This window comes from Burkholderia sp. TSV86, from assembly GCF_001522865.1.
In the GTDB taxonomy this organism is placed as follows: Bacteria; Pseudomonadota; Gammaproteobacteria; order Burkholderiales; family Burkholderiaceae; genus Burkholderia.
In genome coordinates, this window is record NZ_LOWB01000033.1 from 1 (window position 1) to 12857 (window position 12857).

10 protein-coding genes and 1 pseudogene are annotated in these 12857 nt (G+C 65.1%); 7 read left to right on the forward strand and 4 right to left on the reverse strand.

The genetic code is table 11. The features are described from left to right. Positions 1-175 precede the first annotated feature (175 nt). Positions 176-454 carry a hypothetical protein gene (locus WS68_RS05480; protein ID WP_059569835.1) on the forward strand — a complete coding sequence of 93 codons (279 nt, stop codon included), beginning with the start codon at positions 176-178 and terminating at the stop codon, positions 452-454. Between the two features lie 158 nt (positions 455-612). After that, a pseudogene (locus WS68_RS05485) lies at positions 613-1566 on the forward strand (MFS transporter); the annotation flags it as partial. Between the two features lie 194 nt (positions 1567-1760). Here the strand turns inward: WS68_RS05485 and WS68_RS05490 are convergent. The 3 genes from WS68_RS05490 to WS68_RS05500 form a co-directional block, all read right to left on the reverse strand. Next, positions 1761-2774 carry a DUF2891 domain-containing protein gene (locus WS68_RS05490; RefSeq protein ID WP_059569836.1) on the reverse strand — a complete coding sequence of 338 codons (1014 nt, stop codon included), beginning with the start codon at positions 2772-2774 and terminating at the stop codon, positions 1761-1763. Between the two features lie 100 nt (positions 2775-2874). Further along, positions 2875-3504: a hypothetical protein gene (locus tag WS68_RS05495; RefSeq protein ID WP_156429349.1), complete on the reverse strand. Its 630-nt coding sequence runs from the start codon at positions 3502-3504 to the stop codon at positions 2875-2877. Positions 3505-3600: 96 nt separating this feature from the next. Further along, positions 3601-4329 (reverse strand): TetR/AcrR family transcriptional regulator, encoded by a 729-nt coding sequence (locus WS68_RS05500; protein ID WP_059569838.1) that lies wholly within the window; start codon positions 4327-4329, stop codon positions 3601-3603. A gap of 213 nt (positions 4330-4542) precedes the next feature. On the opposite strand from WS68_RS05500, the gene WS68_RS05505 reads away from it, so the two are divergent. The 5 genes from WS68_RS05505 to WS68_RS05525 all read left to right on the forward strand — a co-directional run bounded on the left by WS68_RS05505 (position 4543) and on the right by WS68_RS05525 (position 11614). After that, on the forward strand, positions 4543-5727 hold the full coding sequence (locus WS68_RS05505; RefSeq protein ID WP_059569839.1) for an isovaleryl-CoA dehydrogenase: 1185 nt from the start codon (positions 4543-4545) through the stop codon (positions 5725-5727). A gap of 22 nt (positions 5728-5749) precedes the next feature. Beyond that, positions 5750-7357, forward strand: a complete 1608-nt coding sequence (locus WS68_RS05510) for a carboxyl transferase domain-containing protein (protein ID WP_059569840.1) — start codon at positions 5750-5752, stop codon at positions 7355-7357. A gap of 10 nt (positions 7358-7367) precedes the next feature. Continuing rightward, positions 7368-8153 (forward strand): enoyl-CoA hydratase/isomerase family protein, encoded by a 786-nt coding sequence (locus WS68_RS05515; RefSeq protein WP_059569924.1) that lies wholly within the window; start codon positions 7368-7370, stop codon positions 8151-8153. Between the two features lie 156 nt (positions 8154-8309). Further along, positions 8310-10310 (forward strand): acetyl/propionyl/methylcrotonyl-CoA carboxylase subunit alpha, encoded by a 2001-nt coding sequence (locus tag WS68_RS05520; RefSeq protein ID WP_059569841.1) that lies wholly within the window; start codon positions 8310-8312, stop codon positions 10308-10310. 158 nt (positions 10311-10468) lie between these two features. After that, positions 10469-11614, forward strand: a complete 1146-nt coding sequence (locus WS68_RS05525; RefSeq protein ID WP_059569842.1) for a DUF2827 domain-containing protein — start codon at positions 10469-10471, stop codon at positions 11612-11614. Between the two features lie 82 nt (positions 11615-11696). Here WS68_RS05525 and WS68_RS05530 read toward each other — a convergent pair whose 3' ends face one another. Beyond that, complete coding sequence (locus WS68_RS05530) at positions 11697-12848, reverse strand: DUF2827 domain-containing protein (RefSeq protein WP_059569843.1); 1152 nt, start codon at positions 12846-12848, stop codon at positions 11697-11699. Positions 12849-12857 lie beyond the last annotated feature (9 nt).

Here is a 12857-nt window from a genome sequence, read left to right on the forward strand (position 1 = left end):
CGATCGTGGACTTGTACGCGGCGACTGCTGAAGCGCTGGCGGCATGGGAGCCGCGTTTTCGGCTCACACAAGTCAAGCTGGCGAGTGCCGATGTCGGCGTCGTCGCGCTCGACTTGATCGGCCGATATCTTCCTGATGGTCAGACCGTGACGCTTGATGGCATTAAGGTGAACCGGTGCGGCGCATCAAGCAATATTTCCCGACGCAGGATCAGGCGGTGGCTGCCGCGAAGGCCGAGTTGGCCAAACGCACGCGGGGCATGCTGAAAATGACGCTCACGTGTCCGGGGCGCGCCGACCTGGGGGCCGAGTCGCAAGTGAATTTACGGGGGTGGCGCGACGGGGTGCCGACCACGTGGATTGCGACGCGCGTGGAGCACGCTCTCGATACCGAGGGCTATGTCTGCCATGTGGAGCTTGAGCAGCCGAATGCGGGGCAGCAAGGGGGCGGTTGATGAGGTGGCTTCATGACAGGCGGTTTTGATCGTGTTCAAAACTACCTGCTAACTCATTGATTTTATTACTGTGCATCGCACCGTTTTGTGACGCATTTTCCTGCCCTATTTTTCATCAAAACTTATTGATTTAAAAGGTAAAAACGTCATTTGCAAGCACGTATATTTCCGAGCTTGTGCCAAAGCAGATTCGCGGGCGCGCGTTCGCCTGCGAGCAAGCGGTCGGCTTCGTGGCGGTGCCGGTCGTCGCGCTGCTCGCTTATCTGCTCGTGCCGCGCGCGCCGTTCGGCATCGACGGCTGGCGCTGGGTCGTGCTGATCGGCGCGCACGGCGCGATCTTCGTCTGGTGGATTCGCCGTCAGTTGCCGGAGAGCCCGCGTTGGCTCGCGCAGCAGGGCAGGCTCGACGAGGCCGAGCGCGTGCTTGCGGCGCTGGAGGCAAAGGTCCAGGCCGAGCATGGCCGGCCGCTGCCGCCGCCCGGGCCCGTCGAGCCGGTCGCGCCGCGCGGCCGTTTCAGCGCGATGTGGGCGCCGCCGTATCGCAAGCGCACGCTGATGATGACGGTGTTCAACGTGTTTCAGACCGTCGGTTTCTACGGTTTCGCGAACTGGGTGCCGACGCTGCTCGTCAAGCAGGGGATCACCGTGACGACGAGCCTGCTGTATTCGAGCGTGATCGCGCTCGCCGCGCCCATTGGCCCGTTGATCGGCCTCGCGATCGCCGACCGTTTCGAGCGCAAGACCGTGATCGTCGCGATGGCGGGAGCGGCGATGGTCTGCGGGCTGCTGTTCAGCCAGACGTCGTCGGCGTGGCTGCTGGTCGCGCTGGGCGTGGGGCTGACGCTTGCGAACAACATCATGTCGTACAGCTTCCACGCTTATCAGGCGGAGCTGTTCCCCACGGCGATCCGTGCGCGAGCTGTCGGTTTCGTCTATTCGTGGAGCCGGTTCTCGGCGATCTTCACGTCTTTTGCGATCGCGGCTGTACTGAAGGGATTCGGCACGGCGGGCGTGTTCGTGTTTATCGCGGGCGCGATGGCGATCGTCATGTCCGCGATCGGGCTGATGGGGCCGCGCACGAAAGGCATCGCGCTCGAGGCGATATCGGGCTGATCCGGCGGGTGATTCGCGCGGGGCCGTGGCGCGATGGCGAATTGCGTATTGAGCCGGGCCGAACGCAGTGCGATGCTCGAATCCGGCGGCTCCACGCCCGCACCCATCTCCCGGCGGCCGAAGCCGCCGTCATGGGCGGTTCCCGCGCGGGCGGCTCACCGGCGCGAATCGGCCGGCGGCATCCGCACGCAGCCTTATGCGTCCAGCGCGAGCGTCGCGAACGACGCGAGCCAGTGCTCGCCCATGTAGTCGCCCGTCACGTGCGGCAGCGCGCTCGCCAGATGCCGTTCGGCTGCCTCGGCGAGCACGGCCCGGCGCGGATCGTCGTGCGGCAGCGCTCGCGCGAGCGAGCGCTGGCACCACGCGCGGCTCAGGTTCAGCCCGTCGAGGTGGGCGATTTTGCCGTCGCTGCGGTCGGTGACGGTCGCCGGCGTGAATAGTGCTGCGGGTTCACGCGCGGCGAGCGCGGGCAGAAATGCGTTGAACCACGGCAGGAATTCGTCGGTGGGCAGCACGCGCCGCATCAGTTCCGCTTCCATCAGCGCAGGCGACAGGAACTCGTCGCCGCTCGGCTCCCAGGCTTGGCAATGCGCATCGCGCAAATGCCAGCGGCGCGCGGTATCGACGATCAGCGCATCCAGCGCCGCATGCTGGGTAACGCGCGCGAAATCGAGCGCGAGCGACAGCGCGAACGACGTGTTGAAGTGCGTGCCGACGCGCACCGGATAAGTCGCCTTCGGCAGAAACTCGACAAAGCGCTCGACGACGATACCGGCGAGCGGCGCGAGCGTCGCGCACCAACGCTGTGCTTGTACCGAGCGCATCGACGCGAGTTGCGCGGACAACGCGAGCAGCCACGCCCAGCCATAAGGGCGCTCGAAATTGCGGTTGTGCGGCAAGCTCAGGTAGGCCGCTTCGCCGGCGACATTGGCGGCGGTGAAATGCTCGTCGACGACCGCTGCGATGCGCGCCGCTTCCGGCAAATCGGGAAAGCGCGCGATCAGATGCGTGACGAGCCAATAGCCGTGCACGCACGAATGCCAGTCATAGCTGCCGTAGAAGATCGGATGCAGCTCGCGCGGGCTGCGCACGTCTTGCGGCCCGGCGAGCGAATGCGTGATCCGGTTCGGGTATTCGCGCGTCAGGTGGCCGAGCGCGACGCGCGCAAAGTGTGACGCGAGCGCGGCCGTCAGATGACTGTCGGTCATGAATGGACTCGATGGGCGCGGCGCGGGAGCGCGCCGCGATCGGCACCATCTTACTGGTTGACGTGCGAACGCGCTCGGGCCGCGCCCGGCCGTTTGCGGGCTACGGACGGCAGTTCAGCTGCCGGTAGCGGGCTTCTAGCGCGGAGTGCCTGTCGCCGCGCTCGCGTTGCTGCTTCTTGTCCTTTTCCGTCATGGGAACGGCGGTGGGGGCGTGATGCAGCGCGGACGGGTATGCCGGCGGCAAATTCGGCGGCGTGCGGCCTTGCTGCTTGGGCAGCGGCCGGGACGGCGGCGGAAGATAGACGGGCGCGGCGGGAATCACTCCCGGCGTGGGATCGTAAGCCGCGCCCGGCGCGCGCAGCGACAGCGGCGCGGCAGGCGCCCCCGACGTACTCGCGCGCAGCAGATTGTCGATTTGCGATGCGAGCTTGTCGCATTCGTCGAGCCGGCTGTATTCCTGTGCGTGTGCGAAGTTGCGCTGCAACGGCGCGGCGTATCGTGCGTTTGGCGCGTTGACGCTCGACGACGCGGCGCGCACAGCGTAGGCGGCCGGCGCGGCGGCCGCGCGTGGGACCGTGCGCAGCGCGGCCGAGTGAGCGTGAGTGGACGGCGGCGGATGGTGGGGCGGCGGCGGGTGTTGCCGCGCGGTACCCGGTTGCGGCTGGCCGAGCGGTTGCGCGCTCGCATAGGCTGGGCTCAGCAGCGAGATGGCCAGGGCCGCATTTGACATCGAAAACTTCATGCGGACGAAGGGAAGAAGCGAGAATCCAACGGCCGCGTATCGTCTCACATTGCGCTCGATTCGTCGAATCGGGCGCGTATCGAATCAACCGCCGCTTGCACGCTGCGCGTCGTCGAGCCGGCGCATCGCGTCCGCGACGTCGCTGCGAAACCGCGCGAGCGCCTCGCGCTGCGGCGCGGGCGGTTGCAGCGCGGCCCACAGCAGATCGGTCAATTGCTGGGCAGTCGCGTCGATATCGAGCTTGCGGTGGCCGAGCGTCGCGTCCCACAGCACGTGCTCCATCGGCCCGAACACCATCGAGCGCAGCAGGCTCAGCGGCATGTCCGCACGAACCTGGCCGTTGGCCTGGCCGCGCGCGAGCACGTCCATCAACGGCGCGGTGTAGCGGCGCTGCAGCGCGCTCAGCTCGTCGGCAAGCGCGTGCTGCTTCGCGCGCCCCTCGGACAGCACGAGCGCGCACAGCCCGGTGCCGTGCACGAGCATCAGCCGCAAGTGCGTGCGCACGATGAACGCGAACTGCTGGCGTACCGATGCGTCGCGCGGCATGCCGGTTTCGAACGCGTCGATGATCTCGTCGTACCAATCGGCGATCACGCGCGCGCAGAGTTCGCGCTTGCCGCGAAAGTAGCTGAATACGGTTGCCTCCGAGACGCCCACCCGATGCGCGATCTCGGCGGCCGTCGCATGCTCGTAGCCTTTTTCTGCGAACACGGCGCGCCCCGCGCGCAGAATGTCCTGCACGCGCTGCTGCGATTTGGGGCCGGTAGGCGCGCGCGGCGTGTTTGGGCGGTCGGTCTTGGCAGGCGTGCTCATAACGGAAGAGGGGCGGATTCGCGTCGCAGATGCAGGATTGGAACGGCTTCGATGATAGTTGAGTATCGCTCAGAAAACTATTGACGATTGCGTGGGCGGCGCGCGAAACTAGCAAAAATTTTCGCTGTATACAGCGTTCAAACTGTGGCGGCACGAATCTGAGTATCGCTCAGAAACCGGCGTTTCGCCGAACTTCCTGGCATTGGAGGAGACATGAGCAACCTGCCTGGCGTGAACTTCATGCTCGGTGAAGACATCGAGATGCTGCGCGATTCGGTCGCGCATTTCGCCGCGAAGGAAATCGCGCCGCGCGCGGCGGAAATCGATCGCACCGATCAGTTCCCGATGGATCTGTGGCGCAAGTTCGGCGAGCTTGGCGTGCTCGGGATGACGGTTGCCGAGGAGTACGGCGGCGCGAATCTCGGCTACACCGCGCACATGGTCGCGATGGAGGAAATCTCTCGCGCGTCGGCATCGGTCGGGCTGTCGTATGGCGCGCATTCGAACCTGTGCGTGAACCAGATCCACCGTAACGGCACCGACGCGCAAAAGCAGAAATATCTGCCGAAGCTAGTGTCGGGCGAGCATGTCGGCGCGCTCGCGATGAGCGAGCCGAACGCGGGATCGGACGTCGTCAGCATGAAGCTGCGTGCGGACCAGCGCGGCGATCGCTACGTGCTGAACGGCACGAAGATGTGGATCACGAACGGCCCGGACTGCGACACGCTCGTCGTCTACGCGAAGACCGAGCCCGACGCCGGCCCGCGCGGCATCACCGCGTTCATCGTCGAGAAGGGCATGAAGGGTTTTTCGGTCGCGCAAAAGCTCGACAAGCTCGGCATGCGCGGCTCGCATACGGGCGAGCTGGTGTTTCAGGACGTCGAGGTGCCGGCCGAGAACATCCTCGGCGAGCTGAACGGCGGCGTGAAGGTGCTGATGAGCGGCCTCGACTACGAGCGGGCAGTGCTGGCGGGCGGCCCGACGGGCATCATGGCCGCCTGTCTCGACGCGGCGGTGCCGTACATCCACGATCGCAAGCAGTTCGGCCAGCCGATCGGCGAATTCCAGTTGATCCAGGGCAAGATCGCCGATATGTACACGACCTTCCAAGCCTGCCGCGCGTATCTGTACGCGGTCGGGCGCCACCTCGATACGGCGTCGTCGGGCGGGCATCTGCGCCAGGTGCGCAAGGATTGCGCGGGCGTGATCCTCTATACCGCGGAAAAGGCGACGTGGATGGCAGGTGAGGCGATCCAGATCCTCGGCGGCAACGGCTACATCAACGAATATCCGGTTGGCCGCCTGTGGCGCGACGCGAAGCTCTACGAGATCGGCGCCGGCACCAGCGAGATCCGCCGGATGTTGATCGGCCGCGAGCTGTTCGCGCAAACGCTTTGATTTCGTGCGCGGAGCCTACGCGATGCCGATCATCGAATCCAAGTTGAACCCGCGCGCCGACGATTTCCGCGCGAACGCCGCCGCGCTCGAGGTGCTCGTCGCCGATCTGCGCGACAAGATCGAGCGGCTTGCGCAAGGCGGCGGGCAAGCCGCGCGCGACAAGCATCTGGCGCGCGGCAAGCTGCTGCCGCGCGAGCGGATTGCGCAACTGCTCGATCCGGGCACGCCGTTTCTCGAGCTGTCGCAACTGGCCGCATACGGGATGTATAACGACGACGCGCCGGGCGCGGGCATCATCACCGGCATCGGCCGGATCGCGGGCCGCGAGTGCGTGATCGTCTGCAATGACGCCACGGTCAAGGGCGGCACCTACTATCCGATGACCGTGAAGAAGCACGTGCGCGCGCAGGAGATCGCGGCCGAGAACCGGCTGCCGTGTGTCTATCTCGTCGATTCCGGCGGCGCGAACCTGCCCAACCAGGACGACGTGTTTCCCGATCGCGATCATTTCGGCCGGATCTTCTTCAATCAGGCGAATTTGTCGGCCGAAGGCATCGCGCAGATCGCGGTCGTGATGGGTTCGTGCACCGCGGGTGGCGCGTATGTGCCGGCGATGAGCGACGAGTCGATCATCGTGAAGAATCAAGGGACGATCTTCCTCGGCGGCCCGCCGCTGGTGAAGGCGGCCACTGGCGAGGAAGTCAGCGCGGAGGACCTTGGCGGCGGCGACGTGCATACGCGGCTATCGGGCGTCGCCGATCATCTCGCGCAGAACGACGCGCATGCGCTCGCGATCGCGCGCGGCATCGTCGGCCATCTCGGCGCGCGTCCCCGGGGGCCGCTCGTTGCACGCGAGCCGCTGCCGCCGCGCTACGACGCGAAGAGCCTGTACGGCGTGATTCCGGCCGATACGCGAAAGCCGTTCGACGTGCGCGAGGTGATCGCGCGGATCGTCGACGATTCCGCGTTCGACGAATTCAAGGCGCGTTTCGGCACGACGCTCGTCACCGGTTTCGCGCACATCTGGGGCTATCCGGTCGGGATCGTCGCGAATAACGGCATTCTGTTCTCCGAGTCGGCGCTCAAGGGCGCGCATTTCATCGAACTGTGCTGCCAGCGCAAGATTCCGCTCGTATTCCTGCAGAACATCACCGGCTTCATGGTCGGCCGCAAATATGAGAACGAAGGGATCGCGCGGCACGGCGCGAAGATGGTGACGGCGGTGTCCACCGCGCAGGTGCCGAAGTTCACGGTCATCATCGGCGGCTCGTTCGGCGCGGGCAATTACGGAATGTGCGGCCGCGCGTTCGGCCCGCGCTTTTTATGGATGTGGCCGAATGCGCGGATCTCGGTGATGGGCGGCGAGCAGGCCGCGTCGGTGCTCGCGACGGTGCGGCGTGACGGGATCGAAGCGAAGGGCGGCCAATGGTCGGCCGACGACGAAGAGGCGTTCAAGCAGCCGATTCGCGAGCAGTACGAGCGCCAGGGGCATCCGTACTATGCGAGCGCGCGCTTGTGGGACGACGGCGTGATCGATCCGGCGCAGACGCGCGACGTGCTCGGCCTGGGCCTTGCCGCGGCGATGAACGCGCCGATCGGCGAGACCCGCTTCGGCGTGTTCCGGATGTGAGGGCATGGTCATGCGCTATGAAACGATCGAAGTGACCAACGGCGGCCGCGTCGCGACCGTCACGCTCGCACGCCCCGACGTGCGCAACGCGTTCAACGAAACAATGATCGCCGAGCTGACGGCCGTGTTTGAATGGCTCGATGCGCACGAAGGCGTGCGCGCGGTGGTGCTCGCGTCGCGCGGCCCGGCGTTTTGCGCGGGCGCGGATCTGAACTGGATGAAGAAGATGGCGGGCTTTTCCGACGACGAGAACCGCGCGGATGCGCGCAAGCTCGCGCGGATGCTCGATGCGGTCTATCGCTGCGCGAAGCCCGTGATCGCGCGCGTGCACGGCGACGCCTATGCGGGCGGAGTCGGCCTCGTCGCCGCGTCCGATATCGCGGTCGCGGCCGACGACGTGAAATTCTGCCTGTCGGAAGCGCGTCTCGGGCTGATTCCGGCGACGATCGCGCCATACGTGGTGCGTGCGATCGGCGAGCGCGCCGCACGCCGTTATTTTGCGACCGCGGAGGTGTTCGATTGCGCGAAAGCCGAGCAGCTTGGCTTCGTCCACGAGCGCGTGCCGGCCAGCGCGCTTGACGAGACGGTCGCCAAGCTCGCCGATGCGCTGTGCGCGAACGGGCCGCAGGCGGTGCGCGCGTGCAAAACGCTGGTGCGCGACGTGGCGGGCCGCCCGCTGGATGCGGCGCTGATCGACGATACCGCCGAGCGCATCGCGCGCACGCGCGCCGGCGCGGAGGCGCGCGAAGGCGTCGCGTCGTTCCTCGAAAAGCGCGCGCCCGCGTGGCGCACGTGATCCGGCCGCCAAGGCAATGCGCCGCCGCAGGCGCGGCGCACGCCGGATGCCCGATGTCCGCGTTGGTCCGGCATCGGATACCGCGCGCCGCCGGATAGGCCAGCGCCAGCCTGCTGTAGACCAAACCCGTTACTTTCATCCATTCCCAGAGCCGCCATGTTCGACAAGATCCTGATCGCCAACCGCGGAGAAATCGCGTGCCGGGTGGCCGCAACCTGCAAACGTCTCGGCATTGCCAGCGTCGCGGTTTATTCGGACGCCGATGTGCACGCGAAGCACGTCGCTGCATGTGACGAAGCTGTGCATATCGGCGGGGCGGCCGCGGCTGACAGTTATCTGCAAATCGCGCGCATCGTCGATGCCGCCCGGGCGACGGGCGCGCAGGCGATTCATCCGGGCTATGGCTTCCTGTCGGAGAATGAGGATTTCGCGCGCGCGTGCGCCGAAGCGGGGATCGTGTTCATTGGCCCGCCCATCGACGCGATCGCGGCGATGGGCTCGAAGGCTGCCGCGAAGGCGCTGATGCAGGCCGCGGCGGTGCCGCTCGTGCCCGGCTATCACGGAGACGATCAGGCAGCCGATTTGTTGCGGCGCGAAGCGGATCGGATCGGCTATCCGGTGCTGCTGAAGGCGAGCGCGGGCGGCGGCGGCAAGGGCATGCGGGTGGTCGAGCGAGCGGACGATTTTGCTGCGGCGCTCTTGTCGTGCCAGCGTGAAGCGGCCGCGAGCTTCGGCAACGATCGCGTGCTGATCGAAAAATATTTGCAACGCCCGCGCCACGTCGAGGTGCAGGTATTCGGCGATACGTTCGGCAATGCGGTTTATCTGTTCGATCGCGATTGTTCGGTGCAGCGCCGTCACCAGAAGGTGCTCGAGGAGGCGCCCGCACCGGGCCTGCCGGACAGCGTCCGGCAGGCGATGGGCGCGGCAGCGGTCGCGGCTGCGCGTGCGGTCGGCTATGTCGGCGCGGGCACCGTCGAATTCATCATGACGGGCGATACGTTCTACTTCATGGAAATGAACACGCGGCTGCAAGTCGAGCATCCGGTGACTGAAATGGTCACGGGGCTCGATCTCGTCGAATGGCAGCTGCGCGTCGCGGCGGGCGAGCCGCTGCCGTTGCAGCAGGCGCAGTTGCGCGTGCGCGGCCACGCGGTCGAAGCGCGGCTCTATGCGGAGAATCCCGTGCGTGGCTTCCTGCCGTCGACCGGCACGCTCAAGCATCTGCGACTGCCGGCGGGCGTGGAATTTGCGCTCGGCGCGGCCGTGCGCATCGACAGCGGCGTGCGCGAGGGCGATGCGATCACGCCGTTTTACGATCCAATGATCGCGAAACTGATCGCGCACGGCGAAACTCGTGCGCAGGCGTTGGCGACGCTTGTGCGCGCGCTGCGCGAATGCGAAGTCGTCGGCTTGCAGACGAATGCGGCGTTCCTGCAGCGCATCGTCGAGAGTCGGCCATTTGCCGACGCGGATCTCGACACGGGGCTGATCGAGCGTCATCGCGACGCGCTGCTCGCGCCGCGCGATGCGCCGGCTGCCGCGCTCGCGCTGGCCTGCGCGGCGCTGTTCGCGCGCGAGCAGGATGCGGCGCGGCGCGGCGAGCCCGTGTCGCCGTGGAGCGCGTTGTCGAGCTGGCGGCTCAACGGCGGCTATACGCGCACGCTCGAATGGTGCGCGCTCGCCGACGACGCGGCGCTTGCCCTCCGCTACGCGCACGGCGATGGCGGACAAACGCTGCAGATCGACGGCGTTGCCCAACCGTTCGTTTGGACGCGCGGCGCGGGCCCGCTCGATTTCGACGTGACGCTCGGCGGCGTGCGCACGGGCGGGCGTGTGTATGTCGACGGCGACACGTTCCATGTGTTCTGCCAGGGCGTTGCATGCGCGTTCCAATGGCGCAACCTGCTCGAGCACGCGGCCGATTCGACCGACGGCGAGGGCCGCCTCACCGCGCCGATGCCGGGCAAAGTGATTGCGGTGCTCGTCGAGCCGGGGCAGAAGGTCGAGCAGGGCGATCCGCTGATCGTGATGGAAGCGATGAAAATGGAACACACGATCGGCGCACCGGCGGCAGGCGTCGTCGGCGAAGTGTTATATGCGGTCGGTGATCAGGTCGCGGACGGCGCGCAGTTGTTGATTTTGGGCAAAGAGTGACAGCCGGACGGCGTCAAACCTTAACGATATCTGACAGTCCGATTATTTGATGTCCGCTAGACTCATTTATGGGGGCGCGCGACGCGGGCGGTAGAACTTAAAACGCAACAGGCGGGCGGCGCGCTACACTGCGAACTTTCCCTTGCCTCCGGCATGCGATGACACCCCCTGTCGATTTAAATGGCTTGCGTATTGGCATCACAATCGGCCTGCGCGAGCCGAATGAGAGCCTGTGGATCAACGGCATCAAGCAAAATGCGCTGTTTTTAGCGAAATTGTTGATGAAATCGTCGCGCGGTTATCGCGTGACGCTCGTTAATACCACTAACGTTCCGCTCACCGATGCGCTGCCATGGGACCGCCGGATTTTCGGAACCCGTTCGTTTTCCGAAATGAAGGATTCGCTCGACGTACTAATCGAGCTTGGTGGCCAGATCGACGGCGAGCAGACTGCGTATTTGAAGGCGCGCGGCGTGAAAATCGTCAGTTATTGCTGTGGCGTCGAATATATCAACGCGGTCGAATCGATTTTATTCGGCCGCCGAATGTGGGAATCACTCTTTATCAATCGTGGTTACGACGAGATTTGGGCGATTCCGCAGATCGCGCAATCGTCGTTGCCGTTTTTGCAGTCGTTGCGGCGTTGTCCAGCCCGCGTCGTGCCGTTCGTTTGGGATCCGATGTTTCTCGGCGAGCGCACGCGGCTTCTGGCCGGGAATGGCGAATACCAGCCGAGCGGCAAGCGGGCGAAGCGGCTGACGGTGATGGAGCCGAACTTCGACGTGGTCAAGTGCTGCATCTATCCGCTGCTCATCATCGACGAGGTTTATCGCCACGATCCTGATGCGATCGCATTTACGCATGTGACGAACGCCGATCGCCTCGCGCGCGAGAGCCCGGAATTCACGATGCTGATGAACTATCTGGAGATCGTGCGCGCGAGCAAGGCGAGCTTTGTCGGGCGCTACGACACGCCCACGTTCCTTGCCGAATACTCCGATGTCGTCGTATCGCACCAGTGGGAAAACCCGCTGAACTACTTCTACTTCGACGTTTGTTGGCAGGGCTACCCGCTTGTCCATAACGCGAGCCTTGCGCCTGATCTCGGCTATTACTATTCGGGCAACGACGTATCCGCGGGCGTCGACGCGCTGCTGCGCGCGCTGCGCGAGCACGACGACGACTGGGAGGGCTATACGGCGCGGCAGCGGGCGATCCTGCGGCGCTACACGTCGAAGAGCCCGGCGCTCGTTGCCGAATACGACACGCTGCTCGCGAATCTCGTCAACGACAGAAACCGCTGATGCGGCAACGGCCGGCGGGCGTCTGTGTTTGCCGCACCATGCCCCGTCATGCCGCGCGATGTGATGCCTGGCCGCGTTGCGTTTATCGATATAGTGCGGCAAGTGCGTCGGTATAGACGGCGATGTTGTCGGCGTTGTAGATGCTGACCGAGTCGAGCAATACGCGCGCGTTTTCCCGGTACGCATCGAGATGCGCATCGTGGTTGCGGAACGCGTCGATGAGCGCTCGGCCTCCGTGCTGGCAGTTGAAATCCGGGTAGTAGTAGCCGCATTTGCCGAGAAACGGCGAATTGTGGATCAGCGGATAGCTGCCGTACAACAGCTCGTAGTACAGATAATTTTGCGCGTTCTCCCACGTGTGCGAAACCACCGCGTCGCCATACGCGGCCATGAACTCATACACCGCGAAGCGTCCTTCGAACGTCGTGAGGCCATGCGTGACGATATCGAGATTCGTCGCGAATTTCACGAACGTTGCGTGCTCCTTCATATGCAGCGTGTTGCACACGCGCGCGTTTTCGAGAAACGACGGTTGCGCGCGATACGCTTCTTCGACGATCAGCATCGGGATCATGCTGGTCTTCACCATGCAGATGTTCGGCTCGAAGATCGCAACGCGCCAGCGCGGCTTACCAGGTTGATAGCCGAATTCGAGGTGCGGGGCGAGCGTTGCGCGGGCCTTATCGAACAGCACCGGATGCCAGATGTGCGCAACGATCGTGACGGGCGAGCGCAACCCTGTCTCGAGATAGTGCCGGCACGAGCGCTCGAATTCGGGAATCGTCCAAACGCTGTCGTAGGCCGCACCCGAGAACAGGAAGCCGGGCGGCTTGTCGAACATCGCTCGCTCGATGTCGATCACATAATCGTTACCGACCCGCATCGTGACCACCTTGCCGCCGCTCGCGCGGAAATGCGCAATCCAGCTTGCGTCGAACTGTGCGCTCATCTCGATCAGCACGTCGCAGCGGGCGAGCGCTTCGTCCATCGACCACAGCGGCACGTTCCATTCGTCGAGCATCATCTGAGGATCGGCCGCGTTGCTGCCGCCGCCGTTGACGAGCACCGCTTCGGCGACGAGCGGCGACTGGCGCAACAGCAGCACCAGCAGCAGGCAGTTCTGGAAGATGCCATTTTCCCATAGCGATTGGCCGGCGCCACGAACGAACAGCGATACGCCGACGATGACACGCTTGCTGCCGTCACGCACGCCGCGAGCGGTGGATTCGGACATGCTTTTTTC

What these genes read in the sequence shown, in the direction of transcription:
- WS68_RS05530 (WP_059569843.1), bottom strand. Translation starts at nt 12,848, where the DNA reads ATGTCCGAATCCACCGCTCGCGGCGTGCGTGACGGCAGCAAGCGTGTC.
- WS68_RS05510 (WP_059569840.1), top strand. Translation starts at nt 5,750, where the DNA reads ATGCCGATCATCGAATCCAAGTTGAACCCGCGCGCCGACGATTTCCGC.
- WS68_RS05505 (WP_059569839.1), top strand. Translation starts at nt 4,543, where the DNA reads ATGAGCAACCTGCCTGGCGTGAACTTCATGCTCGGTGAAGACATCGAG.
- WS68_RS05500 (WP_059569838.1), bottom strand. Translation starts at nt 4,329, where the DNA reads ATGAGCACGCCTGCCAAGACCGACCGCCCAAACACGCCGCGCGCGCCT.
- WS68_RS05520 (WP_059569841.1), top strand. Translation starts at nt 8,310, where the DNA reads ATGTTCGACAAGATCCTGATCGCCAACCGCGGAGAAATCGCGTGCCGG.
- WS68_RS05515 (WP_059569924.1), top strand. Translation starts at nt 7,368, where the DNA reads ATGCGCTATGAAACGATCGAAGTGACCAACGGCGGCCGCGTCGCGACC.
- WS68_RS05495 (WP_156429349.1), bottom strand. Translation starts at nt 3,504, where the DNA reads ATGTCAAATGCGGCCCTGGCCATCTCGCTGCTGAGCCCAGCCTATGCG.
- WS68_RS05525 (WP_059569842.1), top strand. Translation starts at nt 10,469, where the DNA reads ATGACACCCCCTGTCGATTTAAATGGCTTGCGTATTGGCATCACAATC.
- WS68_RS05490 (WP_059569836.1), bottom strand. Translation starts at nt 2,774, where the DNA reads ATGACCGACAGTCATCTGACGGCCGCGCTCGCGTCACACTTTGCGCGC.